General features: G+C 68.1%; 28 protein-coding genes and 1 pseudogene. 13 read left to right on the top strand and 16 right to left on the bottom strand.

Going from position 1 to position 26030, the window contains the following annotated elements; all coding sequences use genetic code 11:
* Positions 1 to 216: 216 nt before the first annotated feature.
* The 3 genes from RJ05_RS05205 to RJ05_RS05195 are packed head-to-tail and all read left to right on the top strand — an operon-like array spanning position 217 to position 2196.
* Positions 217 to 720, top strand: a complete 504-nt coding sequence (locus RJ05_RS05205; RefSeq protein WP_051016261.1) for an HIT family protein — start codon at positions 217 to 219, stop codon at positions 718 to 720.
* Positions 717 to 1553 (top strand): maleylpyruvate isomerase family mycothiol-dependent enzyme, encoded by an 837-nt coding sequence (locus RJ05_RS05200; protein WP_036533642.1) that lies wholly within the window; start codon positions 717 to 719, stop codon positions 1551 to 1553. The genes RJ05_RS05205 and RJ05_RS05200 overlap by 4 nt, the downstream gene beginning before the upstream one ends.
* A gap of 4 nt (positions 1554 to 1557) precedes the next feature.
* Positions 1558 to 2196 (top strand): Type 1 glutamine amidotransferase-like domain-containing protein, encoded by a 639-nt coding sequence (locus RJ05_RS05195; protein WP_036533639.1) that lies wholly within the window; start codon positions 1558 to 1560, stop codon positions 2194 to 2196.
* Between the two features lie 63 nt (positions 2197 to 2259).
* Here RJ05_RS05195 and RJ05_RS05190 read toward each other — a convergent pair whose 3' ends face one another.
* Entirely contained in the window at positions 2260 to 2769 is a 510-nt protein-coding gene (locus tag RJ05_RS05190; protein WP_051016260.1) for a GtrA family protein, read from the bottom strand.
* Positions 2770 to 2815: 46 nt separating this feature from the next.
* On the bottom strand, positions 2816 to 3133 hold the full coding sequence (locus RJ05_RS05185) for a hypothetical protein (protein WP_036533707.1): 318 nt from the start codon (positions 3131 to 3133) through the stop codon (positions 2816 to 2818).
* A gap of 99 nt (positions 3134 to 3232) precedes the next feature.
* Between RJ05_RS05185 and RJ05_RS05180 the strand changes: the two genes are divergently transcribed.
* The gene (locus RJ05_RS05180; protein WP_051016259.1) at positions 3233 to 4630 is read left to right on the top strand and encodes an FAD-binding oxidoreductase; all 1398 of its coding nucleotides are present in this window, start codon (positions 3233 to 3235) and stop codon (positions 4628 to 4630) included.
* Entirely contained in the window at positions 4630 to 4968 is a 339-nt protein-coding gene (locus tag RJ05_RS05175; protein WP_324195225.1) for a GNAT family N-acetyltransferase, read from the top strand. The genes RJ05_RS05180 and RJ05_RS05175 overlap by 1 nt, the downstream gene beginning before the upstream one ends.
* Before the next feature lie 17 nt (positions 4969 to 4985).
* Here RJ05_RS05175 and RJ05_RS05170 read toward each other — a convergent pair whose 3' ends face one another.
* The 5 genes from RJ05_RS05170 to RJ05_RS05150 all read right to left on the bottom strand — a co-directional run bounded on the left by RJ05_RS05170 (position 4986) and on the right by RJ05_RS05150 (position 10164).
* Positions 4986 to 6101, bottom strand: coding sequence for a serine hydrolase domain-containing protein (locus tag RJ05_RS05170; RefSeq protein WP_249040552.1), 1116 nt, complete (start codon positions 6099 to 6101; stop codon positions 4986 to 4988).
* A gap of 305 nt (positions 6102 to 6406) precedes the next feature.
* The gene (locus tag RJ05_RS05165) at positions 6407 to 7567 is read right to left on the bottom strand and encodes an acyl-CoA dehydrogenase (protein ID WP_036533631.1); all 1161 of its coding nucleotides are present in this window, start codon (positions 7565 to 7567) and stop codon (positions 6407 to 6409) included.
* Positions 7568 to 7726: 159 nt separating this feature from the next.
* Positions 7727 to 8410, bottom strand: coding sequence for a TetR family transcriptional regulator (locus RJ05_RS05160; RefSeq protein WP_036533629.1), 684 nt, complete (start codon positions 8408 to 8410; stop codon positions 7727 to 7729).
* A 31-nt stretch (positions 8411 to 8441) separates the two neighbouring features.
* Positions 8442 to 8951, bottom strand: coding sequence for a 5-(carboxyamino)imidazole ribonucleotide mutase (purE, locus tag RJ05_RS05155; protein WP_036533627.1), 510 nt, complete (start codon positions 8949 to 8951; stop codon positions 8442 to 8444).
* Positions 8944 to 10164, bottom strand: a complete 1221-nt coding sequence (locus RJ05_RS05150) for a 5-(carboxyamino)imidazole ribonucleotide synthase (protein WP_036533625.1) — start codon at positions 10162 to 10164, stop codon at positions 8944 to 8946. Before RJ05_RS05150 ends, purE begins: the two co-directional genes overlap by 8 nt.
* Before the next feature lie 39 nt (positions 10165 to 10203).
* Between RJ05_RS05150 and RJ05_RS05145 the strand changes: the two are divergent.
* Positions 10204 to 10687, top strand: a pseudogene (locus RJ05_RS05145) (GtrA family protein); the annotation flags it as partial.
* 76 nt (positions 10688 to 10763) lie between these two features.
* Here RJ05_RS05145 and RJ05_RS05140 read toward each other — a convergent pair.
* The 5 genes from RJ05_RS05140 to RJ05_RS05120 all read right to left on the bottom strand — a co-directional run bounded on the left by RJ05_RS05140 (position 10764) and on the right by RJ05_RS05120 (position 14443).
* Positions 10764 to 12074: a sensor histidine kinase gene (locus RJ05_RS05140; protein ID WP_036533620.1), complete on the bottom strand. Its 1311-nt coding sequence runs from the start codon at positions 12072 to 12074 to the stop codon at positions 10764 to 10766.
* A gap of 1 nt (position 12075) precedes the next feature.
* Positions 12076 to 12753, bottom strand: a complete 678-nt coding sequence (locus RJ05_RS05135) for a response regulator transcription factor (protein WP_036533618.1) — start codon at positions 12751 to 12753, stop codon at positions 12076 to 12078.
* Between the two features lie 40 nt (positions 12754 to 12793).
* Entirely contained in the window at positions 12794 to 13321 is a 528-nt protein-coding gene (locus tag RJ05_RS05130) for a PH domain-containing protein (RefSeq protein ID WP_036533702.1), read from the bottom strand.
* A 113-nt stretch (positions 13322 to 13434) separates the two neighbouring features.
* Positions 13435 to 14232: a biotin--[acetyl-CoA-carboxylase] ligase gene (locus RJ05_RS05125; protein ID WP_036533616.1), complete on the bottom strand. Its 798-nt coding sequence runs from the start codon at positions 14230 to 14232 to the stop codon at positions 13435 to 13437.
* A 28-nt stretch (positions 14233 to 14260) separates the two neighbouring features.
* Positions 14261 to 14443 (bottom strand): hypothetical protein, encoded by a 183-nt coding sequence (locus RJ05_RS05120; protein WP_036533614.1) that lies wholly within the window; start codon positions 14441 to 14443, stop codon positions 14261 to 14263.
* A 193-nt stretch (positions 14444 to 14636) separates the two neighbouring features.
* Between RJ05_RS05120 and RJ05_RS05115 the strand changes: the two genes are divergently transcribed.
* From RJ05_RS05115 to RJ05_RS05105, 3 genes are all read left to right on the top strand, one after another.
* Positions 14637 to 16277: an acyl-CoA carboxylase subunit beta gene (locus RJ05_RS05115; protein WP_036533612.1), complete on the top strand. Its 1641-nt coding sequence runs from the start codon at positions 14637 to 14639 to the stop codon at positions 16275 to 16277.
* Positions 16278 to 16406: 129 nt separating this feature from the next.
* Positions 16407 to 16736 carry an acyl-CoA carboxylase subunit epsilon gene (locus RJ05_RS05110; protein WP_036533610.1) on the top strand — a complete coding sequence of 110 codons (330 nt, stop codon included), beginning with the start codon at positions 16407 to 16409 and terminating at the stop codon, positions 16734 to 16736.
* A gap of 25 nt (positions 16737 to 16761) precedes the next feature.
* Positions 16762 to 17400, top strand: coding sequence for a nucleoside triphosphate pyrophosphatase (locus RJ05_RS05105; RefSeq protein WP_036533608.1), 639 nt, complete (start codon positions 16762 to 16764; stop codon positions 17398 to 17400).
* On the opposite strand, the gene RJ05_RS05100 is transcribed toward RJ05_RS05105, so the two are convergent.
* The gene (locus RJ05_RS05100) at positions 17323 to 18072 is read right to left on the bottom strand and encodes a helix-turn-helix transcriptional regulator (protein WP_036533606.1); all 750 of its coding nucleotides are present in this window, start codon (positions 18070 to 18072) and stop codon (positions 17323 to 17325) included. The genes RJ05_RS05105 and RJ05_RS05100 overlap by 78 nt on opposite strands.
* A 168-nt stretch (positions 18073 to 18240) precedes the next feature.
* Between RJ05_RS05100 and RJ05_RS05095 the strand changes: the two genes are divergently transcribed.
* The 4 genes from RJ05_RS05095 (at position 18241) to RJ05_RS05080 (ending at position 22661) form a co-directional block, all read left to right on the top strand.
* Positions 18241 to 19146 (top strand): sulfurtransferase, encoded by a 906-nt coding sequence (locus RJ05_RS05095; protein WP_036533604.1) that lies wholly within the window; start codon positions 18241 to 18243, stop codon positions 19144 to 19146.
* A 153-nt stretch (positions 19147 to 19299) separates the two neighbouring features.
* On the top strand, positions 19300 to 21102 hold the full coding sequence (locus tag RJ05_RS05090; RefSeq protein ID WP_036533602.1) for an acetyl/propionyl/methylcrotonyl-CoA carboxylase subunit alpha: 1803 nt from the start codon (positions 19300 to 19302) through the stop codon (positions 21100 to 21102).
* 158 nt (positions 21103 to 21260) lie between these two features.
* Entirely contained in the window at positions 21261 to 22202 is a 942-nt protein-coding gene (locus RJ05_RS05085; RefSeq protein WP_255220917.1) for a patatin-like phospholipase family protein, read from the top strand.
* A gap of 111 nt (positions 22203 to 22313) precedes the next feature.
* On the top strand, positions 22314 to 22661 hold the full coding sequence (locus RJ05_RS05080) for a GNAT family N-acetyltransferase (RefSeq protein WP_036533598.1): 348 nt from the start codon (positions 22314 to 22316) through the stop codon (positions 22659 to 22661).
* Positions 22662 to 22674: 13 nt separating this feature from the next.
* Here RJ05_RS05080 and RJ05_RS05075 read toward each other — a convergent pair whose 3' ends face one another.
* From RJ05_RS05075 to RJ05_RS05065, 3 genes are all read right to left on the bottom strand, one after another.
* The gene (locus tag RJ05_RS05075; protein ID WP_249040551.1) at positions 22675 to 23901 is read right to left on the bottom strand and encodes a YncE family protein; all 1227 of its coding nucleotides are present in this window, start codon (positions 23899 to 23901) and stop codon (positions 22675 to 22677) included.
* A 168-nt stretch (positions 23902 to 24069) separates the two neighbouring features.
* A complete protein-coding gene (gene lat, locus RJ05_RS05070; protein ID WP_174343900.1) occupies positions 24070 to 25419 on the bottom strand; it encodes an L-lysine 6-transaminase in 1350 nt (449 codons plus the stop codon).
* 64 nt (positions 25420 to 25483) lie between these two features.
* On the bottom strand, positions 25484 to 25936 hold the full coding sequence (locus tag RJ05_RS05065) for an Lrp/AsnC family transcriptional regulator (protein WP_036533594.1): 453 nt from the start codon (positions 25934 to 25936) through the stop codon (positions 25484 to 25486).
* Positions 25937 to 26030: the final 94 nt, after the last annotated feature.

Here is a 26030-nt window from a genome sequence, read left to right as displayed (position 1 = left end):
CCGGTCACACGCGGACGCCCGGGTTAGGTTGCCCTTTCGGACTCAGATCGTGACTGAGCAGCGCAAACGGCACAAGAGCGAACGTCCGGGTGGGTTACCCACCTGGAGGTACGTCGGCCGGTCGGACAGCCGCGACCGCCGACCGCAGTGATGGGCATCACGCCGATAACCGGCCGCGGGGTGTCCCAGGCCACTCGTACGCCGTATGGTCGCCGTGTGAACGACTGCGTCTTCTGCCGCATCGTGGCGGGTGAAGCTCCGGCGACCAAGGTGTACGAGGACGACACTTTGTGCGCGTTTCTCGACATCCGCCCGATCGCTCGCGGGCACACCCTTGTGGTGCCGAAACGTCATGCCACCGAACTCGAGGACCTCGATCCCGATACCGGAGCCGAACTGTTCCGCGCCGGGCATCGACTGGCGCTGGCGATCCGGCGCGGCGGACTGGCCGCCGACGGCGCCAATCTCATCCTCAACGATGGCACAGCGGCCTTCCAGACCGTGCCGCATGTGCACCTGCACGTGGTGCCACGCAGGCACGGCGACAAGCTGCGCTTCGCGGCCGGCTTCCTGCTGCGCCGCCCGCACGAGGCCGGCTCCACCGCCGCCGCGATCCGCTCGGGCCTGGACGCACTCGGCGCCGAGACCGAAAAGACCTCGACCGCAACCGAATTCGACAACGATCAGACCAGCACGGGGGAAGGACCCGCACCACGATGACGGATACGCCGAATCAGGCCGAGCTCACCGCACTGCTGCCGGAGCAGTGGGAAGCCATCGCCACCCTCGTCGACGGGCTGGAAGAGCATGTGTGGCGCAGCCCTACCCCGCTGCCGGGCTGGACCGTCTTCGATGTGGTGGCCCATGTGGTGGGCACCGAGTCGTTCCTGCTCGGGGAGAAGCCGCCGGCCCGCGATCGCTCGCAGCCGGAGATCGATGTGCATTCGTTGCCGCACGTGCGCAACGAGACGGCGGTGTTCAACGAGATCTGGATCCAGCGGCTGCGCCCGCTCACCGGATCCGCACTGCTGCAACGGTTCCGCGACGTCACCGAACGCAGGCGCAAGGCGCTGTCGGCGATGGACGAGACGCAGTGGCAGGCGCAGACCCAGTCACCGATCGGGCCGGTGAGCTACGGCCGGTTCATGCGGGTGCGGCTGTTCGACTGCTGGATGCACGAATTGGATCTCGCCGACGCGCTCGGCGTCCGGGTGGACGAGGGCGGGCCACGGGGCGAGCTGGCGTTCCAGGAGTTCGCACAGACCGTGCCGCGAGTGATCGCCAAGGTCGGCAAGGCTCCGGAAGGTTCGCGGATCACCTTCGAACTGACCGGACCACTGGCGCGCACGCTGCATATCGCGGTCGAAGGCAGGGCCCGCTATGTGGACGGCTTCGACGGGCCGCCGACGACGACCATCACGCTGGATTCCGGCCTGATGGTCCGGCTCGGCGGCGGCCGGGTGACCGCCGATTCGCGGATGGGCGAGATCGGCTTCGCCGGCGACGACGAACTGGGCAGGCGGCTGGTGCGCACCCTCGCCTTCACCATCTGAACCGATGCGACTGTTCCTGGCGTCCTACCGTTTCGGCGCGCACGCCGGCGCGCTCGCCGGACTCGCCGGGGCGCCGGGCCGGGTCGCGGTGATCGCCAACGCCTGCGACGCCTGGCCGCAGTCCCGAGCCGCGGCGGTGACCAGCGATCTGGTGCCGCTGCGCACGCTCGGCTATCGGCCGGAGGAAGTGGATCTGCGCGAATACACCGGCCGCGCGGCGGCATTGGAGCAGCGGCTGGCCGAATTCCCGATGCTGTGGGTGCGCGGGGGCAATACCTTCGTGCTGCGAGCGCAGTTCGCGCGCAGCGGCGCCGATCTCGTCATCGGGCGGCTGCTCGCCGCCGACGCCCTGGTGTACGCGGGATACAGCGCGGGAGCGTGCGTGCTCGCACCCGATCTGCACGGCCTGGAAACCGCCGACGATCCCGCCGAGGTGCTACCGGCCTGCGGCATCGAACCGCGCTGGGACGGTCTGGGATTGATCGACCGGCCCATCGTCCCGCACATCGATTCCCCCACCGACCCCGGCGGTGACGGCAACCGGCTGGCCGCCGCCTACCGTGCCGCGGGCATCGAGCACTGGGCGCTCACCGATGACGATGTGGTCGTCGTCGACGGGGACACGGTCAGACTGCTTCAGTGACTCGGCGAGCCCGCCGGGTCGTTGCGTATCCACCCGGATTCCGTTCGGCGCCGCCGGCCGCCGTCAGGTCACGTCGGACGCGGGTTCCGCGCGCCGGCGAAAGACCACCCAGCGCATCGCGCTGTACATGTAGACCGCCTCGCAGGCGCCGGCCGCGAGCCGGGACAGGTGGTATTCGAGGCCCAGCGCGGCCAGGCCCGTGCTGACGCCGAGGATGAAGGCCAGGTAGTTGATCAGCACGACCACCGCGTACACCACGGCCTGCCTGCCGATCGGGGCGTGCGAATGGAAGTTGAAGGTGCGGTTGAGGAGGAAGGCCAGCCCGAACGCGCACACATAGCCGACCGTCACCGACAACCACAGCGGCAACCCGAACCCGCTGTGCAGGGCGGTGAGCAGCACCAGATCCACCGCGAAGGTGAAGCTGTTGATCAGCGCGAACCCGAGGAACGTCGGCGCGACGATGCGGTCGAGGCCCCAGGGCAGCCGCGCGACCACGGCCTCGCACAGGCGAGTGAAACGCTCGGCCAAGGTCTCGGCGGCGACGGCCAGATCATGCACGGCGGCCAGCATGCCAGCGGCAGGTGTCACCGAGATGATCAACTGGGAAACGAGCTGGTTAGGCCATCCGAGCGCGGGTGCCCGCGCCGCTGTCATCGAGTGCGGCCCATGCGGTGAGGCAGCGGCGGCGGGTGACGTCGTCGGCCTCGGTGAGCAGGGCATCCAACAGCACCCGCGGATCCTCGCGCCACCGCGCGGTGACCGCCGCGACGGTATCGGTGCCGAACATCCCGGACCGATCCAGGGCCAGCGCCCATTCGGCGTGCTCACCCGCGTGTACGCGGCGCAACGCCGCCGGATCGACTCCGCCGTCGACGAACTCGGCGGACAACATCGCGGCCACCAGCTCCCGGCAACTCTGCGGTTCGACTTGCATCAACGCCATCCCTCCGCCCGACCAGTGCACTAACCCCGACAGCTGATTGTCGCCCCACGACCCGCCGCCGGGCCACTCCGGCGCGCGACATCACATTCGATGGCTTGCGCTCGCGGCGGTGGCCCTAGTGTTATCGGGGTGGACCTGCACGAGCTGATCGACTCCCTGCCCGACGGCGCGGTGGTCACCGACCCCGATGTGCTCGACGGCTACCGGCACGACTGGGCCCGTGACCCCGATGCCGGTACCCCGCTCGCGGTGGTCCGGGCGACCGGCACCGCCGACGTCGCGGCGACCCTGCGCTGGGCACACGCGCGCCGGGTACCGGTGGTGCCGCGCGGCGCGGGCTCGGGGCTGTCCGGTGGGGCGACCGCGGTGGACGGCGGGATCGTGCTGAGCACCGAACGCATGCGCGCGATCACCGTCGACCCGGTCACCCGTACCGCGGTGGTGCAGCCGGGTCTGCTCAATGCCGAGGTCAAGCGGGCCGTCGCCGAGCACGGGTTGTGGTACCCGCCGGATCCGTCGTCGTTCGAGATGTGCTCGATCGGCGGCAACGCCGCGACCAACGCGGGCGGGCTGTGCTGTGTGAAGTACGGCGTCACCACCGACTACGTGCTCGGCATGGAGGTCGTGCTGGCCGACGGCACGCCGGTGCGGCTGGGCGGGCCGAGGTTGAAGGATTCGGCTGGCCTGTCGCTGACGAAGCTGTTCGTCGGCAGCGAAGGCACCCTCGGCGTCATCACCGAACTCACCCTGCGACTGCTGCCCGCGCAACCGCCGCAGAGCACCGTGGTCGCCTCCTTCGGCACGCTCACCGCCGCGACCGAGGCCATCCTGTCCATCACCGGCGCGCTGCGCCCGGCCATGCTCGAATTCATGGACACCGTCGCGATCAACGCCGTGGAGGATGAGATGCGCATGGGCCTGGATCGCGAGGCCGCCGCGCTGCTGGTCGCCCGCTCCGACGCGCCCGGCGCGTTCGCCGCGCACGAGGCCGAGGTCATGGTCGCGGCCTGCGCGAAGGCCGGAGCCACCGAGGTCTTCCACACCGAGGACGCCGAGGAAGGAGAAGCCTTCACCGCGGCCAGGCGATTCGCCATCCCCGCGGTGGAACGACTCGGGCCGCTGCTGCTCGAAGACGTCGGCGTTCCGCTGCCGCGCCTCGGCGATCTGGTCAACGGCATCGCCGAGATCGCCGAACGCAACGATGTGATCGTGTCGGTGATCGCGCACGCCGGTGACGGCAACACCCACCCGCTGATCGTGCACGACCCCACCGATCCGGACATGACCGAGCGCGCGCACCGGGCCTTCGGCGAGATCATGGACCTGGCCATCACCCTCGGCGGCACCATCACCGGCGAACACGGCGTCGGCAGGCTCAAGAAGGCCTGGCTGCCCGATCAGCTCGGCCCCGACGTGATGGCGTTGACCACCCGCATCAAGGACGCGCTCGACCCGCACGGCATTCTCAATCCCGGCGCCATCCTGTGATCGAATCGACCGCATACGGAACAACCGCGCCGGAGAAGGAGTTCCACCCCGATATGACCACCAGGCTCGAACACAATGTCGCCGATACCCGCTTCGAGATCTACATCGACGACACCCTCGCCGGCTATGCCGATTACTCCGAACGCGAGGACACCAAGGTCCGCGACTTCCACCACACCATGACCTTCCCGGAATTCCGTGGTCGCGGTGTGGCCGCCCAGGTGGTCGAATACGCGCTCGCCGATAGCCGCGAACACGGCTTCTCCGTCGTCCCCACCTGCTGGTATGTGGATCAGTACATCGGCTCGCATCCGGAGTACGCCGACCTGGTGAAGTGAGCGGCGGCCCGCTCGGTTCAGCCCGCGCGGGCGATGGTGCGGAAGACCTCGAAGGTCTCCGTCTCATCCTGCGAGGTGCCGTAATCGCTGAGCTTGACGATGACGGTGCGGCTGGGCGGATCGACCCAGATGTATTGGCCGTAGACACCGACCGCCGACAGGTCGGCGCCGTCGCCGCCATCCGGATGCCACCACTGCGCCGAGTACCCCTCATCGGAGACCCGATGCGGTGACGGCGTACTGATCCGCTCGATCCACGCCGGCGGCACGATCTGCTGCTCGCCGACACGTCCGCCGTCGGCGACCAGCTGGCCGATCTTGGCGAAATCGCGGGCGGTGGCATTGAGGCAGCAGAACGCCTTCTCCTGGCCGCCCTCGCGGTCGAGATTCCACAGGCCGTCGTCCACGGCGCCGATCGGCGCCCAGAGATCGCGCGCCAGCAGCTCACTCAGCGAGGTGCCGGTGACCCGAGCCAGCGCCATCCCGAGCAGCTGGGTGTCGACGCTGCGGTAATCGCCCTTGCTGCCGGGCGGGAAGACGAGCGTGCGATGCCCGTCGACGAACTCGTCCAGATCGGTGGTCAGGTACATGCGGGCGGTGCCGGTGAACGGCGCCCACTTGTTGTAGTTCTCCGAAACGTCTATGCCCGAACTCATATCGAGCAGATCGCCGATGGTGACCTTGTCGTAGTCGGTGCCGGTGGCGAGTTCGGGCAGCAGGTCGACCAGCCGGTCGTCCTCGCTCATCTGCCCGGCGTCGACGGCCCGGCCGATCAGCAGCGACACCACCGATTTGGCGACCGACCAGGACGACTGCTTCGTGGCCGGGCCGACGCCGTCGCGGTACCACTCGTGGATCATCACGCCATCGCGCAGCACCACGAACGAGTTGGTCTTCGTGGTGTCCAGGAACTCGGACACCGTGATCTGCGCGCCCTTCCATGGCACCGTATCCGGCAGCGGTGCTTCGGTTTTCGGCAGCGGCCGCGGTTCCGGCGAGGCCGGCACGGTCCGCGAGGCGAACAGCTCACCCTGGGTGGACGGCGGTGCGAACATCAGCTGCGCCAGCGTCGGCGGGGACGGCAGCGACATGATCGAGGTGGCGCCGAACGCGGCCGCGATCAGCAGCACCACCGTTAGCGCGAATCCGACAGCCGCGCGGAGTAGGTATCGACGTCTCCGTGACGGCTGTGGTGCCGGCTCGTTCATGAACGGTCCTCGCTATCGGTTCCATCGGCGAGACCGGCGTTCACAACGGCCGAGAGCGCCGCGCTCATCGTATCCGGGGCGCGCTGGGCGAGCCGGGCGACGGGTGGGCAGCGACCGATGGGGGCGCATATACGGCTATACGGAACGAAGGCCCCGTGCGATCGAACCGATTGTGGTCCGATCGCACGGGGCCTTCACACCGAACTCGTCCGGCCGCTCGGCCGGAGAAATCAGCCCTTGAGCAGGGCGCGGCTCATCACCAGGCGCTGGATCTGGTTGGTGCCCTCGTAGATCTGGGTGATCTTCGCGTCACGCATCATCCGCTCGACCGGGAAGTCGGTGGTGTAGCCGGCGCCGCCGAAGAGCTGGACGGCGTTGGTGGTGACCTCCATGGCCACATCGGAGGCGAAGCACTTGGCCGCGGCGGAGATGAAGCCGAGGTTCTGCTGGCCGCGCTCGGCACGCGCGGCCGAGGTGTAGACCATCAGGCGGGCCGCTTCGACCTTCATCGCCATATCGGCCAGCATGAACTGGGTGTTCTGGAAGTCGGCGATGGCCTTGCCGAACTGCTTGCGGTCCTTGGTGTAGGCGATGGCCGCGTCCAGCGCGCCCTGGGCCAGGCCGACGGCCTGCGCGCCGATGGTGGGACGGGTGTGGTCGAGGGTCTGCAGGGCGGTCTTGAAACCGGTGCCCGGCTCGCCGATGATGCGGTCGCCCGGCACCCGGCAGTTCTCGAAGTACAGCTCGGCGGTGGGCGAGCCCTTGATGCCCAGCTTGTGCTCGAGCGGGCCGACCACGAAACCCTCGTCGTCCTTGTGCACCATGAAGGCGGAGATGCCGTCGGCGCCCTTGTCGGGATCGGTCACGGCCATCACCGTGTACCAGTCCGACTTGCCACCGTTGGTGATCCAGCACTTGGAGCCGTTGATCACCCATTCGTCGCCGTCCTGCTTGGCGCGGGTGCGCATGGAGGCGGCGTCGGACCCGGCCTCACGCTCGGACAGACAGTACGAGGCCATCTTGCCGTTCACCAGGTCGCCGAGGACCTTCTGCTTCAGCTCCTCGGAGCCGTTGAGGATCAGGCCCATGGTGCCGAGCTTGTTGACCGCGGGGATCAGCGAGGAGGAGCCACAGACGCGGGCGACCTCTTCGATGACGATGCAGGTGGCGACCGAATCGGCACCCTGGCCGCCGTAGGCCTCCGGCACGTGCACGGCGTTGAAGCCGGCCGCGTTGAGCGCGGTCAGCGCCTCTTCCGGGAAGCGGGCGTTGCCGTCGACGTCCTTGGCGTAGGGCGCGATCTCCTTTTCGGCCAGGCCGCGGATGGCCGCACGCAGCTCATCGTGGAAGTCCTCGAGCTTGAACAAGTCGAAATCGGGGTTTCCCGCCATCGGGCACGCTCCTGATCGTGTGTGAAAGCTGCGGTCCTTTCCGGACACACAGATTGGTCCGGCACTCAGTGCCACGTCGACGCCGAGTATACGCGCCAACCCAGCACTACCGGCAGGGACCGCATGGCACTGAGTGTCAGGATCCAGCTGTGTGACTGCTCACAGGTTACCGAGACGGTGTTCGAGCAGATCGGCGACACGGCGCGGCGGCAGATGGCGTGGGAACACCGCGACCACCATCTCCTCCGACTCCGTCCGCTGCGCCCCGCGCGGAATCGCGGCCAGTTCGACCCGCAGATCGGCCGCGCCCGCATCGGATTCCCCGCGCACCATCCGCCGCAACAGATAGTTGTGTGTCGCGGTGACCGCGGCGGTGAACTGCACCCGCGCCAGATCTGACGCGTCGGGCAACTGTTCACGGAGAAAATCGGTGAACAACCGCTCGTACCGGAACACCGTCACGATCTCGCGTTCCCGCAGCGCGGGCACCCGCCGCACCACCCGGTACCGGCGCGCGGCGATATCGCGCCACTGGGTGAACCGCTCGAACACTCCCACCACCGCCGAGCACACCGCGTCCCACGGATCCTCATCGCTGGCGGCCAGGTACTCCCCCGCCGCCGCCAGCTGCGCCTCGTGATCGGCGAAGATCACGTCTTCCTTCGACCGGAACTGCCGGAAGAACGTGCGCCGGGAAATACCCGCGGCCTCGGCGATCTCGTCCACCGACGTCGCCTCATACCCCTGTTCGGCGAACAATCGCAGCGCCACATCCACCACGGCCAGCCGGAAGCGCACGGTGTCGTCGCCTGCTTTGACCCGCGCCGAGTCGTCGGTCGTCATCTTTTCACCGTATCGAGCACCCGGTGGCTGCTCAGCCGAGCAGCTTGCGGCGCAGCGCTTCGTCCTTGTCCAGCACCATCTGCTCGAGTCCGGCTTGGAACTGCCGCATGCGCTCGAGCAGGGCCGGGTCCTGAGTGGCGAGAATGCGGGCGGCGAGCAGGCCGGCGTTGCGGGCGCCGCCGATGGAGACGGTCGCCACGGGGACACCGGCGGGCATCTGCACGATGGACAGCAGCGAGTCCATGCCGTCGAGGTACTTCAGCGGGACCGGGACACCGATCACCGGCAGCGGCGTGGCCGAGGCGACCATGCCGGGCAGATGGGCGGCCCCGCCCGCGCCGGCGATGATGACCTTGATGCCACGCCCGGCGGCCTCACGGGCGTAGTCGAGCATGCGCTGCGGAGTGCGATGCGCGGAGACCACGCCGACCTCGAAGCGGATCCCGAACTCGGCCAGCGCCTCGGCGGCGGCCTCCATGGTCGGCCAGTCGGAGTCGCTGCCCATGATCAGGCCGACTGCCGGGCCCTGCTGCTCACTCATGCGGATCCCATCCGTCGGTCCATACGGCGTGCGACATCCAATGCGCCGCCCGCTCGGCCTTCTCCCGCACCGTGGCGACATCCTCGCCCAGCACGTTCACATGCCCGATCTTGCGATCGGGACGCTCACCCTTGCCGTACAGGTGCACCTTGGCATCCGGCATCCGGGCGAACAGGTGATGCAGCCGCTCGTCCATCGACATGGCGGGCGCCTCGGCGGCGCCGAGGATGTTCGCCATGACCGTCACCGGCGCCAGCGGGCTGGTGTCGCCGAGCGGGTAGTCGAGCACCGCGCGCAGATGCTGCTCGAATTGGCCGGTGCGGGCGCCGTCCATGCCCCAGTGCCCGGAATTGTGCGGGCGCATGGCCAATTCGTTGATCAGCAGCGTGCCGTCGTGGGTCTCGAACAGCTCCACCGCCATCGCGCCGACCACACCGAGTTCGCTGGCCAGCGCCAGCGCCATGGTCTCGGCTTCGGCGCCGACCTGTTCGGACAGCTCCGGCGCGGGCGCGATGACCACCGCGCACTGTCCCTTGCGCTGCACGGTCTCCACCACCGGCCAGGTCGCGGCCTGCCCGAACGGCGAGCGCGCCACCATCGCCGACAGCTCCCGCTTCAGGTCCACCCGCGCTTCGGCCAGCAGCCGCACCCCCTGCGCGAGCTGGTCGGTGACGATCCGCTCGGCTTCGGCGGCATCCTCGGGCATCCACACCCCGCGCCCGTCGTAGCCGCCGCGCACCGCCTTGACGACGATCGGCCAGCCCTGCTCGGCACCGAACTTCACCGCGTCGGCGGGCTCGGTGACCTCGACGAACGCAGGCACCGGCAGCCCCATGCCAGACAGCTTCGTCCGCATGGCCAGCTTGTCCTGGGCATAGAGCAGCGCCGACGGCGGCGGCTGCACATTGACGCCCTCGGCGACCAGTGTCTCGAGGTGCTCGGTCGGCACATGCTCGTGATCGAAGGTCAGCGCGTGCGAGCCGACCGCGGCGGCGCGCAACGCGGCCAGGTCGGTGTGACTTCCGAGGACGACGTCGGGGCTGACCTGCGCGGCCGGATCGCCGGGCTGCTCGGCGAGGACCCGCAGACGCTGCCCGAGTGCGATGGCGGCCTGGTGCGTCATGCGCGCGAGCTGGCCACCGCCGATCATGGTGACGGTCGGCATTGCCGAAGGATCGAAGGAACGTGCGCTCACGTCGGTCAATACTGTCATGTCCGGTGCGAATGACCGCTACCGGTACACTCGGGCCTTGTGTCATTCGTCGACGACGTGGTCAGCGTCCTTCCCAAGCCTGCGCAGGAGATCGCGTATCGCCACCGTGAGCTGATCAAGTTCGCGATCGTCGGCGCGACCACATTCGTCATCGACAGCGGCATCTTCTACCTACTGAAGTGGACGGTTCTCGAGCCTAAGCCGGTCACCGCGAAGATCATCTCCGGTGTGATCGCGGTGATCTGTTCCTACATCCTCAACCGAGAATGGTCGTTCAAGAACCGCGGCGGCCGCGAACGCCACCACGAAGCCGCGCTGTTCTTCGCCGTCAGCGGCGTGGGTGTGGTGCTGAGCTTCGTGCCGCTGTGGATTTCCAGTTACGTCTTCCACCTGCGTCAACCAGACGTCAGCTTCCTCGTGGAGAACGTCGCCGACTTCATCAGCGCGTTCATCATCGGCAATCTGCTACAGATGGCGTTCCGTTTCTGGGCCATGCGCCGCTGGGTGTTCCCCGATGAGATGGAACAGATCATGGAAGAGTTCGAAGAGCTCGTCGAGGAAGAGCGCCGCCTCGGCCATCAGGGCTGAGTGCCGCGAAGCTACCGCGGCTCCCCCACCACACCGTTGGCCTGACGCGTCGCCGTCGGCGCACCGAGGAACACCGCGAACAACGCCGGCCTGCGCCGCTGCAACTCCAGCCGCCCGCCATCGGCCTCGATCAACGCCCGCGCCAGCGCCAGCCCCACACCGGTCGAACCGGCGCCGGAGAAACCCCGATCGAAGATGTGCGGGGCCAGCTCATCGCTGACGCCGTCGCCCTCATCGGCGATCTCCACACACACCAGCGGCTCCCGGTCACCACCGGGACGTACCGTGCGCACCGACACCGTGCAGGTGCCGCCGCCGTGCATGAGCGCATTGTCGATCAGCACCGCGACCGCCTCCCGCAACCGGGAGCCGGTGATCGGCGCGCGCAACTGGTCGTCACCGATCAGTTGCAGCGTGCGCCCGGCCTCGGTGAACGGGTGGGTCCACTCGGTGACAATGCCGCGCAACTCATCCATCACAGGCACCGGATCGCGCTCGGTGGCATCCTCGTCGCGGGAGGCGCGCACCAGATCGTCGATGGCCTCGGTGAGCCGGTCGACCTGCGCCATCGCCTCCTCGGCCTCGTGCACCACATCCGGATCCCGGTGCGCCGACAGCTCGTCCAGCCGCAGCCGTACCGCGGTGAGCCTGCTGCGCAACTGATGGGAGACGTCGGCCACCAGCGCGTGCTCGCGTTGCAGCCGGCCGGCGATCTCCACGGTCGCCGAATCGAGCACGTCGGAGACGCGGTCCAGTTCGGCGATGCCGTGCCTGCGCGGGTCGGGCCGGAAATCACCCATGGCCAGCCGCGCCGCCCGCGCCGCCACGTCGCGCAGCGGATCGGCGACCCGGCGCGCGGTCACCACCGCCACCCCCACCGCCGCGCTGAGGGAGGCCAGCACGGCCAAGCCGACCACGGCGACGGCCTGGCGCTGCCTGGCATGCATCGGCGCCGACGGCACCTCGAGCCGCAGCGACCCCGACGCGCCCATGGACAGCGACTCCAGCAGCGGATCCTGCACCCGCTCGGGGCCGATATCGACCTGCGAGGCATTGTCGTGCGGCGCGGGATAGATGATGGTGAGCTTGCCGTCGTCGGGCACCAGCGGACGCACCGTGCGCAGATCCAGGCCGTCGTGCACCCGGCCGTCCTCGCGTTCCTGGGCGATCACTTCCACCGCGATCCGTTCGAGCCGGTTCTGCAGGTCGTTGCGGGTGATGTCTTCGACCCACAGCCACGCGGTGTAGGTCAGCGGCACGCCGAGCGCCACCGTGGTGAGCATGAGCACGGTCAGCATGGACCGCAGAATCCGGCGCCGCACGTCAGTCGGTGTTCAGCCGGAACCCGACACCGCGCACGGTGACGATGCGCCGCTCCGCCATCGGCCCCTCGTCCCCGATCTTGCGACGCAGCCACGACATATGCATATCGAGGGTCTTGGAGCCGCGCAGTTCGGCATCGCCCCACACCTCGCGCAGGATGGTCTCCCGTGAAACCACCTGGCCCGCCCGGTCGATGAGCACCTTGAGCAGCTCGTACTCCTTGTTGGCCAGGCCGACCTCGACACCGTTGACCAGCACCCGCCGCGCGGCGGGCTCGAGCCGGATGCCACCGACCTCGACGGTGTCGTCGCCGATTCCGCTGCGCCGCAACAGCGCTCGCACCCGGGCCAGCAGTTCGGCCAGCCGGAACGGTTTACCCACGTAGTCGTCGGCGCCCGCGTCCAGCCCGACCACGAAGTCGACCTCGTCGGTGCGCGCGGTCAACATCAGCACCGCCAGGTCGGCGCCGCGCGCCCGCACCTGACGGCACACCTCGAGCCCGTCCATTCCCGGCAGCCCGAGATCGAGGATCAGCAGATCGTGGTTGCCTTCGAGCGCGCGGCGCAGCACCGCGGGACCGAAGCGTTCGACGGTGACCGAGTAGCCTTCCCGGCCCAAGGCGCGCGAGAGCGGCGCGGCGATGGCCTCATCGTCCTCGGCCAGCAGTACAGCGGTCATAGGGCAAGATTACGGACCCGCGCCACGACCGGCGCGTCACTCACCGGTAGCCGTGCAGATCGTCACGATGGCCGCGCTCGACCTCGAACACCTGGTGGTAGAGCAGCGCGTGCACCTGCTGCACCGCGGGGATGTCGTCGTATTCGAGCGGTTCCTCCGACGAGGAGCCGATGATCAGGGTGCCGGTGCCGAGCAGCCGGTCGAACAGGCCGTGCCGGAACTGGACGCTGGAGATCCGGCTCATCGGAATATCGATACCGGTGTGGGTGATCACGCCCTGCCGCACCAGCACCCGCCGCTGGGTGATGATGAAATGCGTCGACTTCCAGCTGATCAGCGGGATCACGCAGCGCCAGACCACGATGAGCAGCCAGATCAGGAAGATCACCAGCAGCAGGATCGACCGGCCGGGCGTCTCGGTATTGCGGTAGGCCACGCCACCGGCGAAGCCGGCCACTGCGGTGGCCACGATCAAGGTGACGACCGGCCAGAACAGCATCTTCCAATGCGGATGACGATGCAGTATCAGCTCTTCGTCGGGCGCCAGGACGTCCTCCGGATAACCCATATGCCGAACCCTACCGCCCGGAATCCCGAAACGACCGGCGCGCGACGGGGTGTCGAGGCCGTCGGTGCGCATGGAACGCCCTCGACCGCAACGGGTTCAATGACCGCGGGCCGCTATTCGGGGCGCAGATGGGTGACGTCGCCCGCCGAGACCGCCTGATCACCGATGAGCAGCCGGCCCGCGTCGTCGACGTCGGTGGCCACGCCGGTCAGCGCCTTCCCGCCGGGCAGGTCGGCGCGTACCCGGGCGCCGAGGGTCGCGCACCGCTCGCGGTAGGCGGCGGCCAGATGCGGTACGGCCCAATCCTCTTCGCGCCAGGCCGTCATCCGGCGGGCGAATTCGGTGAGGATCGAACGTGCCACCGCGGTGCGGTCGGTGTCCGCGGCACCGGCAAGTGTCAGTGAGGTGGCATGCGGCACCGGAAGTTCGTCCTCGGCCAGGCTCACGTTCAGCCCGACGCCGACCACGATCGCCGGCTCGGCGCCGCTCACCGCCACCTCGGCGAGGATGCCCGCCACCTTGCGGCCCTCGATCAACACGTCATTGGGCCATTTGAGGGTGGCGGGCACCGAGGCCGTGGTCCGCAACGCGTCCACCACCGCCACGCCTGTCAACAGGGGTAGCCAGCCGAGTGCCGACGGATCGATCCCGGGCAACCGCACCAGAATCGACAGCGAGATCTGCGCGCGCGGCGGACTCACCCATACCCGCGCGTGCCTGCCGCGCCCCTGCTCCTGTGCCTCGGCCAGCAGCGCGACCCGGTCGACCTCCGGGTCGGCCGCCCTGGCGATCAGATCGGCGTTGGTGGAACCGGTCGTCTCCACCACCTCGACCGCGCGATAGAACGACAACCGGTCGTCCTCGGCGATATCGCGCCGCAACTGCTCTGCATCCAACGGTGGCCTGTGCACATGCGCAGGCTACTCGTCGGCGGCAGCGCTACCCCGCGAGATCGAAATCGGCCGGACGCGCCGCAGGGCGCATGACGGACGCGTCTGCGATCTCGCCTTCGCACGCCTGCTCGGTGAATCCGAATTCTGCCGCGGCCGCCGTCTCGGTGACCGTCGGCTCCGGCTCACCGACCGGCCGGGTGAACGCCGCCGCGGCCGCGTATTCGGCCACGCCGCTACTCCATCCCCACACGCTCGCTCTCCTCCCCTGAGCTCGAAAAATGAATGTTCACAGGGTATTGCGGAGCCCCTTGGGAAAGATACCGATTTTCCGCACCGACCCCATGTCCACCTGGGGTTTTCTACTGACCGGTAGCCCTTCCTGGGTTAACAGGCGGTACTGGCACTGGTTACACTCCGAACCCATGACGAGTGTCCAGCAGCAGCCTACGCCGGGACCGGCGGGTGCCCCAGATATCCACACCACCGCCGGCAAGCTGGCTGACCTGCGGAATCGGCTGGAAGAGGCCAAGCACCCGATGGGTGAGGCCGCGGTCGACAAGGTGCACGCCAAGGGCAAGATGACCGCCCGCGAACGCATCCTGGCCCTGCTCGACGAGGGCTCCTTCGTCGAGCTGGACGCCCTGGCCCGCCACCGCAGCGTCAACTTCGGCTTGGAGAACAACCGCCCCCTCGGCGACGGTGTGGTCACCGGTTACGGCACCATCGACGGCCGCGACGTGTGCATCTTCAGCCAGGACGTCACCGTCTTCGGTGGCAGCCTCGGCGAGGTCTACGGCGAGAAGATCGTCAAGGTCATGGACCTGGCGCTGAAGACCGGCCGCCCGCTGATCGGCATCAACGAAGGCGCGGGCGCCCGCATCCAGGAGGGTGTCGTCTCGCTCGGCCTCTACGGCGAGATCTTCCACCGCAACATCCAGGCCTCCGGCGTGATCCCGCAGATCTCGCTGATCATGGGCCCGGCCGCAGGCGGGCACGTGTACTCCCCCGCGCTCACCGACTTCGTGGTGATGGTCGACCAGACCAGCCAGATGTTCGTCACCGGCCCCGACGTCATCAAGACGGTCACCGGTGAGGAAGTCACCATGGAGGAGCTGGGTGGCGCCAACACCCATATGACCAAGTCCGGTGTGGCCCACTACGTCGCCTCCGGCGAGCAGGACGCCCTCGACTACGTCAAGGATCTGCTGTCCTACCTGCCCAGCAACAACCGCGCCGAGGCCCCGCGCTTCCCGGCCACCGACCCGATCGACGGCGCCATCGAGGACTCGCTCACCGAGGAAGACCTCGAGCTGGACACGCTGATCCCGGACTCGCCGAACCAGCCCTACGACATGCACGAGGTGATCCGTCGCCTGCTCGACGACGACGAGTTCCTCGAGGTGCAGGCCGAGCGCGCGATGAACATCATCGTCGGCTTCGGCCGGATCGACGGCCGCAGCGTCGGCATCGTCGCCAACCAGCCCACCCAGTTCGCCGGCTGCCTCGACATCGACGCCTCGGAGAAGGCCGCGCGCTTCGTGCGCACCTGCGACGCGTTCAACGTCCCGATCATCACCCTGGTCGATGTCCCCGGCTTCCTGCCCGGTACCGGACAGGAATACAACGGCATCATCCGGCGCGGCGCGAAGCTGCTCTACGCCTACGGTGAGGCCACTGTGGGCAAAATCACGATCATCACTCGCAAGGCCTACGGCGGCGCCTACGACGTCATGGGTTCCAAGCACATGGGCGCCGATGTGAACCTCGCCTGGCCCACCGCGCAGATCGCCGTGATGGGTGCTTCCGGGGCCGTCGGATTCGTCTACCGCAAGCAACTGGCCGAGGCCGCCAAAGAGGGCGCTGACGTCGATGCGCTGCGGCTCGAGCTTCAAAACGAGTACGAGGACACCCTCGTGAACCCGTACGTCGCCGCCGAGCGCGGATACGTCGACGCGGTCATCCCGCCGTCGCACACGCGCGGCCAGATCGTCTCGGCGCTGCGGCTGCTGGAACGCAAGATGGTGACCCTGCCGCCGAAGAAACACGGCAACATTCCGCTGTGAATCAGCGATACCCTCGTTGAGCCGCGCACACTGGTTGCAGTGATGCAATGAGTGAATCCGACGATGATTGCGTCTCTTGGCCGGACACGACCCCTCGTTCGGCCAAGGCAAGAGAGAGGATCTGGCACCGTGACAATCGTGGCAGATGAAGAAGTGCTGACCGCCGCCGAACTCGACCTCGCGGTCGACTCGCTCGATGACGCCGCGGCAGTCGGCACCGACGTCGACGCTGCCCTGGCTGCGGTAGCGGGCGACAAGCCCTTCCTGATCATCGAAAAGGGCGCGCCCACCGATGAGGAGATCGCGGCGCTGGTGTGCGTACTGAGCGCGGCGGCCAACAGTGCCGCGCCGGCGGGCCCACAGGGACCGAACGATTTCTGGGGCAGGCCGACCATGATGCACCGCGGTACCTCACCGTTCTCCCCGTACGCCTTCCCGCAGCTGTCGCATCTGCGCTGAGCGGCGCGCCGGGAGGGGAACAACCGTGACCGAATTGGTTCTCGCGTCGGCGTCCCCTGCCCGGCGCACCGTGCTGCGGTCCGCGGGCATCGAGCCCGTCGTCCGGGTCTCGGACGTGGACGAGGACGCCGTGGCCGCGGCGCTACCCGCGGATACCCCGCCCCAACGCGTGGTAGTCGAACTGGCCAAGGCCAAGGCCGCGACCGTCGCCGCGGCCGTGCCCGAATTCGCCGCCGACTGCGTGGTGGTCGGCTGCGATTCCATGCTGTTGATCGACGGCATGCTGCAGGGCAAACCCCATACGCCCGAGGTGGCGCGGGCCCGCTGGAACGTAATGGCCGGGCGCAGCGCCGAGCTCATCACCGGCCACTGCGTGCTGCGGCTGCTGGACGGCGCTGTGACCGCGGAAGCGGTGGATTGCAGTTCCACCACGATTCATTTCGGCAAACCCGAACCCGAGGCGCTGGAGGCCTATATCGCCACCGGTGAGCCCTTGCAGGTGGCGGGGGCGTTCACCCTCGACGGTCTGGGCGGCTGGTTCGTCGACCGCATCGACGGCGATCCGTCGAGCGTGATCGGCATCGGGCTACCACTGCTGCGCAGGTTGCTCGACGATGTCGGGGTCGCTGTCGCGGACCTGTGGCGGCATCCGGCCGACGACTGACGGAGCCGGGCGCGGCCCGTCGAAGGGTTCGCGGCCGACGGCCAGCAGAGCCAGCCGCAATTCGCACACCTCGGCCTCGACGAAGGGATCGAGGCTGACCTCCACCCGGTCGCGCGCACCGTTGCGGTCCAGCACTTCCTGCAGCAGCCCCTGATGCACCCCGCAGACCACTTCGGAGTGCGTGCGCGCCAATTCACGCAGCGGGCAGGCGGTGAGCCGGATGGTGACCTTCTCGTCGGTATCGCCGGCAGGGTCGCGTTCGGGGGCGAATCCGAGCTCCGACATCAACGACATCGCCAGATCCTTGGCCTCGCCTAGCGATTCGGCCGGCTGCTCCACAACGTCGAGGCGGGCACCCCACGCGCGACCCGCTGCCACCGCGGCTTCGGCGCGACGGCGTGGATCCGGGCCGAGCTGATCGGCGAGCACCTGCGCCAATTCCTGATAGCCGACCGTTCGCTGGACCGCGCGGTATCCGATGCGCGGGCGTCCGCGGCCCCGCGGCGGCTGCTGGAACTGCCGAACCAGCGATTCCCGGGTGAGAACATCGAGATGAAATCGGACCGTGGTGACATGCTGTCCGGTGATCTTAGCCAGCTCCTGGGCGTCGAGAGGCTCGCTTGCGCCACGTAGGATCGCGAGCAGTCGCCGCCGCGGCCACGAATCGGACATAGCTCACCCCTCCTCCCGGGAGACTTTATCGGATGCTCGTGCGATTTATTCGCCCAATCAGCCGATTTGTGATCTGAAACGAGATTCATCTTCGGGTCACACATACCATGCACTGTGCGACCCCGATACCGCCCTACCGCCGCCTACCTCGTGTGAAGGATCCCTGACGTGCCCGTCGCCCCGGACCCAAATCCCGCCTTCGGTGCCTACGCACACCCACAACGACTAGTAACCACGGAATGGCTGTCGGCAAACATCGGCGCTCCCGGGCTCAAGATCATCGAATCGAACGAAGACATCCTGCTCTATGACATCGGGCATGTGCCCGGCGCCACCAAGATCGACTGGCGCGGCGATCTGAACGACCCGGTCACCCGCGATTACATAGACGGCGCGCGGTTCACCGAACTCATGCGGTCCAAGGGCATCGAACGTGAGGACACCGTGGTCGTCTACGGCGATCGCGGCAACGCGCAGGCCGCGCACACGCTCTGGGTGCTCACCCTGTTCGGCCACGAGGACGTCCGACTGCTCGACGGTGGCCGCGAGGCCTGGATCGGCGAGGAGCGCGACACCACCTTCGAGCCACCACGCCTGGCCGAGAGCAGCTATCCGGTCGTGCGCCGTGACGACAGCACCGATCGCGCTTTCCGCTCCGAGGTGCTCAACCATCTGGGCAAACCGTTGGTCGATGTGCGCTCGCCGGAGGAATACACCGGCGAGGCCGCCACGGAGCCCGACGATCTCGCGCTGCGCGCCGGCCACATCCCGACCGCGGTGAACATTCCGTGGACCGAGGCGCTGAACTCCGATGGCCGCTTCCGGCCGCGTACCGATCTCGACGCCCGCTACGGCGAACTCACCGCTGAAGACGCCCTGATCGTCTACAGCAGGGTCGGCGAGCGCTCCAGCCACACCTGGTTCGTGCTGAAGTACCTGCTCGGCTTCGATTCGGTGCGCAATTACGACGGCTCATGGACCGAATGGGGCAACTCGGTGCGCATGCCGATCGCCCGCGGAAGTGAACCGGGCAGCGCGCCCGCCGGCGCCGGTCGCCGGGCTCGTAGCAGGTAACACAGACCCCGGCCGACCATATATGTGATCCACAACCTACTCTTCGGTAGGACTATCCGAGTTCGGCGTCTGTTGGCAGACTGCCTACACTCGCCCCAGACGTTGAGTTGTCGACCCAGGGGCGACCACAGAGAAGATTGCACAGGAGGCTCAGTGCCCAGCCATGCCAGCGCGCAGATCACGAAGGTACTCGTAGCTAACCGAGGCGAGATCGCCGTGCGCGTGATCCGGGCGGCCAAGGATGCCGGTATCGGTAGCGTCGCGGTGTATGCCGAACCCGATGCCGATGCCCCGTTCGTCAAGCTCGCCGATGAGGCCTTCGCCCTCGGTGGACAGACGTCGGCAGAGTCGTACCTGGTGTTCGACAAGATCCTCGACGCCGCCGCCAAGTCCGGCGCCGACGCCATCCACCCCGGCTACGGATTCCTGTCCGAGAACGCCGACTTCGCCCAGGCCGTCATCGACGCCGGGCTGATCTGGATCGGCCCGTCGCCGCAGTCCATCCGCGACCTCGGCGACAAGGTCACCGCCCGCCACATCGCCGAACGCGCGAACGCGCCGATGGCCGCGGGCACCAAGGACCCGGTCAAGAATGCCGACGAGGTCGTCGAGTTCGCCAAGAAGTACGGCGTTCCGGTGGCCATCAAGGCCGCCTTCGGTGGTGGTGGCCGCGGCATGAAGGTCGCCCACACCATCGAAGAGATTCCCGAGCTGTTCGAGTCGGCCACCCGCGAGGCCGTTGCCGCGTTCGGTCGCGGTGAGTGCTTCGTCGAGCAGTACCTGGACAAGGCTCGCCATGTCGAGGCGCAGGTCATCGCCGACAAGCACGGCAATGTCGTGGTCGCAGGCACTCGCGACTGCTCGTTGCAGCGCCGGTTCCAGAAGCTGGTCGAGGAAGCCCCGGCACCGTTCCTGTCCGACGAGGTGCGCGCCGAGATCCACGAGTCGGCCAAGCGGATCTGCCGCGAGGCGCACTACTACGGCGCGGGCACCGTGGAGTACCTGGTGCAGGGCGAGACCGTGTCGTTCCTCGAGGTGAACACCCGCCTGCAGGTCGAGCACCCGGTCACCGAGGAGACCTCGGGCATCGACCTGGTGCGTCAGCAGTTCCGCATCGCCAACGGCGAGGAACTGTCGATCAAGGAAGACCCGACCCCGCGCGGGCATTCGTTCGAGTTCCGGATCAACGGTGAGGACGCCGGCCGCGGCTTCCTGCCCGCCCCCGGCCCGGTCACCGCCTACTCCGAGCCCACCGGCCCCGGCGTGCGCGTCGACTCCGGCGTGGTCGCGGGCAGCGTGATCGGCGGCCAGTTCGACTCCATGCTGGCCAAGCTGATCGTCACCGGCGAGAACCGCACCCAGGCCCTGGAACGCGCCCGCCGCGCGCTGGCCGAGTTCCACGTCGAGGGCCTGGCCACCGTCATCCCGTTCCACCGCGCCATCGTCGAGGACCCCGCGTTCATCGGTGACGGCGAGAAGTTCGACGTCTACACCAAGTGGATCGAGTACGAGTGGAACAACACCATCGAGCCCTACACCGGTGGTGCCCCGCTCGAGGAGGACGAAGAAGGACCCCGCCAGAAGGTGGTCGTCGAGGTCGGCGGCCGTCGCGTCGAGGTCTCGCTGCCCGGCAACTTCACCGTCGGTGCGGGTGCCGCCGGTGCGGGCGGTAACGGTGCCGGTGTGATCCGCAAGAAGCCCAAGCCGCGCAAGCGTGGCGGCGCGGGCGGCGGCGCGGCCTCCGGTGACTCGGTCACCGCGCCGATGCAGGGCACCGTCGTCAAGGTCGCCGTCGAAGAAGGCCAGACCGTCGAGGCCGGCGACCTGATCGTGGTGCTCGAGGCCATGAAGATGGAGAACCCGGTCAACGCGCACAAGGCCGGTGTGGTCACCGGTCTCGCCGTGGAAGCCGGCGCCGCCATCACCCAGGGCACCGTGCTCGCCGAGATCAAGTAGGACTCGGCCAGGCCGATAGCGGGCCGCGAACGAGGCGATGTAATGCCCCGTTCGCGGCCCGTCTTGCGTTTCCGCACCGGTCCGACACCAATGGCGATCGAGCCGCGCGACCACGAACACGCCGCGCCGATCGCCGAATGACCCAGTATCGTGGTCGCGTGACCAGCTCTGTGCCCGCCGTCGCGGAGGTCATTCGTACCCGCGTCGAGTCCGGTAGCCGTGCCGATGGGCATCGGCTGGTGCTCGTCGTCGAAGGTGGGGGCAGCCGTGGCGTGTATTCCAGCGGCATGGTGCACGGGCTAGAGCAGCTGGGGTTGTCGGCGGTGTTCGATGCCGTGTACGGCACCTCGGCCGGTGCGATCAACGGTGCCTGGCTGCTGTGCGGGCGGGCCGAGCCGGGGATGCGGTCGTGGACCGATCCGGTGATCATGCGCCGTGCGATCGACCCGGCCCGGCTGCTGCGTGGCCGACCCGCCTTCGATCTGCGGTACCTGGTGCATCAGGTCTACGACGGCATCGAGCCGATGGACTTTCCGGCCATTCTGGCCAACCCCACCACCTTCCATCCGGTGGCCACCGATGTGCGCACCGGGCTCGCGGTGGATCTGAATCGGCACATCGTGGACAAGCCCACCCTGCTGACCGCGTTGCGGGCGTCGGCCGGGCTGCCGATCCTGGCCGGACCGCCGGTCGCGCTCGGTGACGCCTACTACCTGGACGGCGGGCTCGCCGAAACCGTCCCGATCCGTACCGCGCTGCGCTCCGGCGCCACCCATGCGCTGGTGTTGCGCACCCGACGCGTGGACGAGCGGCGCCCGCCGGCCTCACGCGTGCATTCGGTGGTGGGCGGCACCTATCTCAGGGTGCGCGCGCCCGGCGCGTACCGGGCCTGGCTGGAGCGCCCGCATCAACAAGCAGTGGAAGACCGGGTCTTGGCCAGCCTCGGCGACGCCGTCCTGCAAATCCATCCTCCCGTGGGTTCGCCCGCCGTCGACAGCGCGGCCCGCGACACCGATCTGCTGGCCCGGGCCCTCGAGATCGGGCGGCGGGCGGCACACGCCGCGCTGGGCGAGGTCGTGGCGCAGCGCGATCGGAGCTGACCGGTAGGTACGGACCCACCGATCCGCTCACAGCTACCCTTGCACCGGTATCCGACCACGATTGCGCGCAGCACGCCGACGCGCTGCCGGCATGCGAGACGAAGAGAGCTGATGGAGCCGATCGAGATCAACGCGGGTTCCTGGTACCTGCGTGCCCTGCGCGCCGACGACCGCATCGATGACCGCCCGGCGCTGGCCGAGGGCGGGATCGGAGATCCGGACTACGTCGGCCGCCGCGCCGCCCAGTGGGACGACGAAACCCACTACTCCTGGGCGGTCTGCGAGCCGACGACCGCCGAACTCGTCGCCGAAATCGGCGTCACTCCCGGCGATGACGGTACGGCCGAGATCACCGGCTGGTCCCGGCCCGGCTACGACGAGGCCCTGGACGCCGGATTGACGGCGGTGCGGCGCTTCACCGAGGGCGCGCTCGGGCTGAGTCCACGCCGCACAGGCTGAGGTCGCCTCGTACTCACCGCATGACGCCGGTGTGCCCCGTGGAATACCGCCCCGGCTGCGGCCACACCGTCAGCCCGTGTGCGCCCTTCCCGACGGGGATGCGCGCCAGTAGCTTCCAGTCGATGATGTCGATGGCGTAGACCTCGCCGTGGTGGCGGCCCGAGACCCAGAAGACGCGGCCGTCAGCGGAGATGTTGCCCATGTCGGGACTACCGCCGCCAGGCAGGTACCACTTGTGTACCAGCTTGTCCTGGGCGAAGTCCCACACCGAGATGCTGCCCTCGTGCCGGTTGGTGATGATCATCTGCTTCGAGTCGCGCGTGATGTAGAGCCCGTGCGCACCGTGACCGGTGGGTACGAATCCGGTGTTCTCGAAGGTGAGTGCGTCGAAGACGTAGATGCCGTTGGCGACCATGTCGGCGACGAAGAACTGGGTGCCGTCGGGAGAGAGCTTCACATCCTGTGGTTTGCCGGAGCGCCCGCCGGGCAGGTCGATGGTTTTGATCGCCTTGCGTTCGGCGACGTCGAAAACCAGCATCCGCCCGATGAATTCGCAGCTGGCCAGGGCGAAGCGGCCGTCGGCCGTGAAGTCCATGTGGTCGACGCCCGCGCAGTCGGGCACCGGGACGCCGTGCAGTTTCTGCCAGGTCTTCGGGTCGTAGAAGTCCAGGGACTTGTCCGCCTCGGCGACGACGAGGGCGAATTTGCCGTCCGGGGTGTAGTACATGTTGTACGGGTCGCGCACCGGAATGGGTGCGCCGGGCTTGCCGGTCCGGGGGTCGATGGGCAGCAGGCTGCCGCCGCCGATGGGCAGATCGTTGGTGGCGTAGAGGGTCTGCATGTCGTAGGACGGGACCACGTGCTGGGGTTCCTGCCCACCCGAGGGGAACGTGTCGACCACCTGGAAGGTCGCCTGGTCGATCACGGTGACGGTATTGGATTCGCTGTTGGGCACGTAGACGAGTGCGCGATGGTCGGCGACCGACGGATCGAGTTCCCGGTTGGCCGCGTACACGTCGGTGTCCGACAGTGGCGGCGGCATGCCGGGTAGCAGGTTCGCCAGATGGGGTGGGGGCGGCGCGGAGGTCGTGGTGGCGGTGGCGCCCTCGGTGTGCTGGACCGAACCGGCCTCGCTGGTGGTGGAACATCCGGCGACGGCCGCGACCACCGCTAGCGAGGCGACCAGGGAAGCCCGGCGTCGCCGCACGCCGTGGTCGATTCGGCAGGTGTGTGCTCGCACACCGGTGACCCGCGTCGCAGCCTCCGAACACTGACCGCGTACGCCGGCCACCGGCGCTGAATTGTGGTGCTGACGGGAGGACATGGCTGCGAAGCATAGGGATAGCCACCCGGTAGCGCAGCTGACCGCGCCGAACTCGGCGGGAAACCGCTTCGAGCCGAGGGCCGCTCAGGGCAGGTCGGTGAGCACCCGGTCCAGGGCCGTGACCGCCGCGTCGAGTTCCTCGACGGTCACCGTCAACGGCGGACGGAACCGGATGCCGCGTTCGCCGGTGCCGATGATGAGCACGTGCTCACGTTCGCGCAGCTGGGTGAGCACATCGTCACGGAAGCGGGTGTCGGGCAGCGTGATCGCGCACATGAGCCCGCGACCACGCGGCTCGGTGACGGTCGGATGCCGCTGCGCCAACTCGGTGAGCCGGTCCAGCAGGTGCGTACCGAGCAGCCGGGAGCGTTCCACCAGCCCGTCGCGTTCGATCACCTCGAGGATGCGGCGGGTGCGCACCATATCGGTCAGGTTGCCGCCCCAGGTGGAGTTCAGCCGGGAGCTCACCGCGAAGACGTTGTCGGGCACCTCGTCGACGCGACCGCCGGCCATCACGCCGCAGACCTGGGTCTTCTTCCCGAAGGCCACCACATCCGGCGTCAGCCCGAATTGCTGGTAGGCCCAAGTAGTTCCGGTCATACCGACACCGGTCTGCACCTCGTCGAGGACGAACAGCGCGTCGTTGTCGTGGCACAACTGCTGCATCGCGATCAGGAACTCCGGGCGCAGATGACGATCGCCGCCCTCGCCCTGGATCGGTTCGGCGATGAAACACGCAATATCGTGCGGGTTCTCGGCGAAGGCACGGGCGGCCTGATCGAGCGCGAGCCGTTCCGCGGCGGCGATATCGCGTCCCTCGCCCAGATACGGCGCGTCGATGCGTGGCCAGTCGAAGGCCGGGAAGCGGGCGGTCTTGTTCGGATCGGTATTGGTCAGCGACAGCGTGTAACCGGTCCGGCCATGGAAGGCGCCGGTCAGGTGCATCACCTGGGTGCCGAGTCGCGGTGACCGGCCGAGGCTTTCGTTGTGCCTGCTCTTCCAGTCGAACGCCACCTTGAGCGCGTTCTCCACGGCCAGACCGCCGCCGTCGATGAAGAACAGGTGCGGCAGCCGGGGATCGCCGAGCACCCGCACGAAGGTTTCCACGAAGCGGGCCATGGCGACGGTGTAGATGTCGGAGTTGCTCGGCTTGTTGAGGGCGGCGGCGGCGAGCTCCGCGACGAACGCCTCGTCACCGGCGAGCGCCGGATGATTCATGCCGAGGGCGTTGGAGGCGAAGAAGCCGAACATGTCCAGGTAGACGGTGCCGTCACGTTCGTCGACGAGGTGGCGGCCCTGCGATTGTCGTAGGTCCAGAACCAGCTCGAAGCCATCGGCGAGGATGCTCGCCGACAAGATCTCATGGACTCGGGATGCGGTGGTGACCGATACCTCGTCACCATCCGGGCGGGTGCGCTCCAGTTCGATGGTCACATCCGCAGGGTACGAAAGATTTAGCGAAATCTCTACAACAAAACGGAGAAACTCCGGTCAAGCCCTACCTGTCGTAGAATGTCTGCAAGATGATGGTGCTTCGCGTACGGACGTTGGCGGTCGCACGGATCTCCTGCAAGAGCTGCTCCAGATGCCGCGGCGAGGCCACCCGCACCAGCAGCACGTAACTCTCGTCGCCCGCCACCGAGTGGCAGGCCTCGATACCCGGGATCTGCTGCAACAATGCGGGCGCGTCATCGGGTTGGGACGGGTCGAGAGGAGTGATCGCGACGAATGCCGACAGCAGATGCCCCAGCGCCTCGGGATCGACCTTCGCGGTGTAGCCGCGGATCACGCCGCGCGCTTCCAGCCTGCGCACCCGCGACTGCACCGCCGACACCGACAGGCTCGCCTTTTCGGCCAGGTTGGACAGGGTCGCCCGGCCGTCGGCCATCAGCTCGCGAATCAGTAGCCGATCGATATCGTCGAGAACGGGCTTTGCCGGTGTTTCCGCCATCAGCGAAGGCTAACGCAGCCAACGGGGCCCGTGCAGAAAACTTGTAATCGTTCATTCCGCGACCGCACCCGCGTCGGGCACCGGTCGGCGACGT

The sequence above is a fragment of the Nocardia cyriacigeorgica NBRC 100375 genome (genome assembly GCF_000308555.1).
GTDB classification, from domain to species: Bacteria; Actinomycetota; Actinomycetes; order Mycobacteriales; family Mycobacteriaceae; genus Nocardia; species Nocardia cyriacigeorgica.
Note: the sequence above shows the minus strand (reverse complement) of the source record. Positions and strands in the feature narration are given on the sequence as shown.

What these genes read in the sequence shown, in the direction of transcription:
- RJ05_RS05185 (WP_036533707.1), bottom strand. Translation starts at nt 3,133, where the DNA reads ATGCAAGTCGAACCGCAGAGTTGCCGGGAGCTGGTGGCCGCGATGTTG.
- RJ05_RS05190 (WP_051016260.1), bottom strand. Translation starts at nt 2,769, where the DNA reads ATGCTGGCCGCCGTGCATGATCTGGCCGTCGCCGCCGAGACCTTGGCC.
- purE (WP_036533627.1), bottom strand. Translation starts at nt 8,951, where the DNA reads ATGAGTGAGCAGCAGGGCCCGGCAGTCGGCCTGATCATGGGCAGCGAC.
- RJ05_RS05130 (WP_036533702.1), bottom strand. Translation starts at nt 13,321, where the DNA reads ATGGGTTATCCGGAGGACGTCCTGGCGCCCGACGAAGAGCTGATACTG.
- RJ05_RS05065 (WP_036533594.1), bottom strand. Translation starts at nt 25,936, where the DNA reads ATGGCGGAAACACCGGCAAAGCCCGTTCTCGACGATATCGATCGGCTA.
- RJ05_RS05080 (WP_036533598.1), top strand. Translation starts at nt 22,314, where the DNA reads ATGGAGCCGATCGAGATCAACGCGGGTTCCTGGTACCTGCGTGCCCTG.
- RJ05_RS05100 (WP_036533606.1), bottom strand. Translation starts at nt 18,072, where the DNA reads ATGTCCGATTCGTGGCCGCGGCGGCGACTGCTCGCGATCCTACGTGGC.
- RJ05_RS05115 (WP_036533612.1), top strand. Translation starts at nt 14,637, where the DNA reads ATGACGAGTGTCCAGCAGCAGCCTACGCCGGGACCGGCGGGTGCCCCA.
- RJ05_RS05165 (WP_036533631.1), bottom strand. Translation starts at nt 7,567, where the DNA reads ATGGCGGGAAACCCCGATTTCGACTTGTTCAAGCTCGAGGACTTCCAC.
- RJ05_RS05135 (WP_036533618.1), bottom strand. Translation starts at nt 12,753, where the DNA reads ATGACCGCTGTACTGCTGGCCGAGGACGATGAGGCCATCGCCGCGCCG.
- RJ05_RS05180 (WP_051016259.1), top strand. Translation starts at nt 3,233, where the DNA reads ATGGCTTGCGCTCGCGGCGGTGGCCCTAGTGTTATCGGGGTGGACCTG.
- RJ05_RS05150 (WP_036533625.1), bottom strand. Translation starts at nt 10,164, where the DNA reads ATGACAGTATTGACCGACGTGAGCGCACGTTCCTTCGATCCTTCGGCA.
- RJ05_RS05160 (WP_036533629.1), bottom strand. Translation starts at nt 8,410, where the DNA reads ATGACGACCGACGACTCGGCGCGGGTCAAAGCAGGCGACGACACCGTG.
- RJ05_RS05200 (WP_036533642.1), top strand. Translation starts at nt 717, where the DNA reads ATGACGGATACGCCGAATCAGGCCGAGCTCACCGCACTGCTGCCGGAG.
- RJ05_RS05195 (WP_036533639.1), top strand. Translation starts at nt 1,558, where the DNA reads ATGCGACTGTTCCTGGCGTCCTACCGTTTCGGCGCGCACGCCGGCGCG.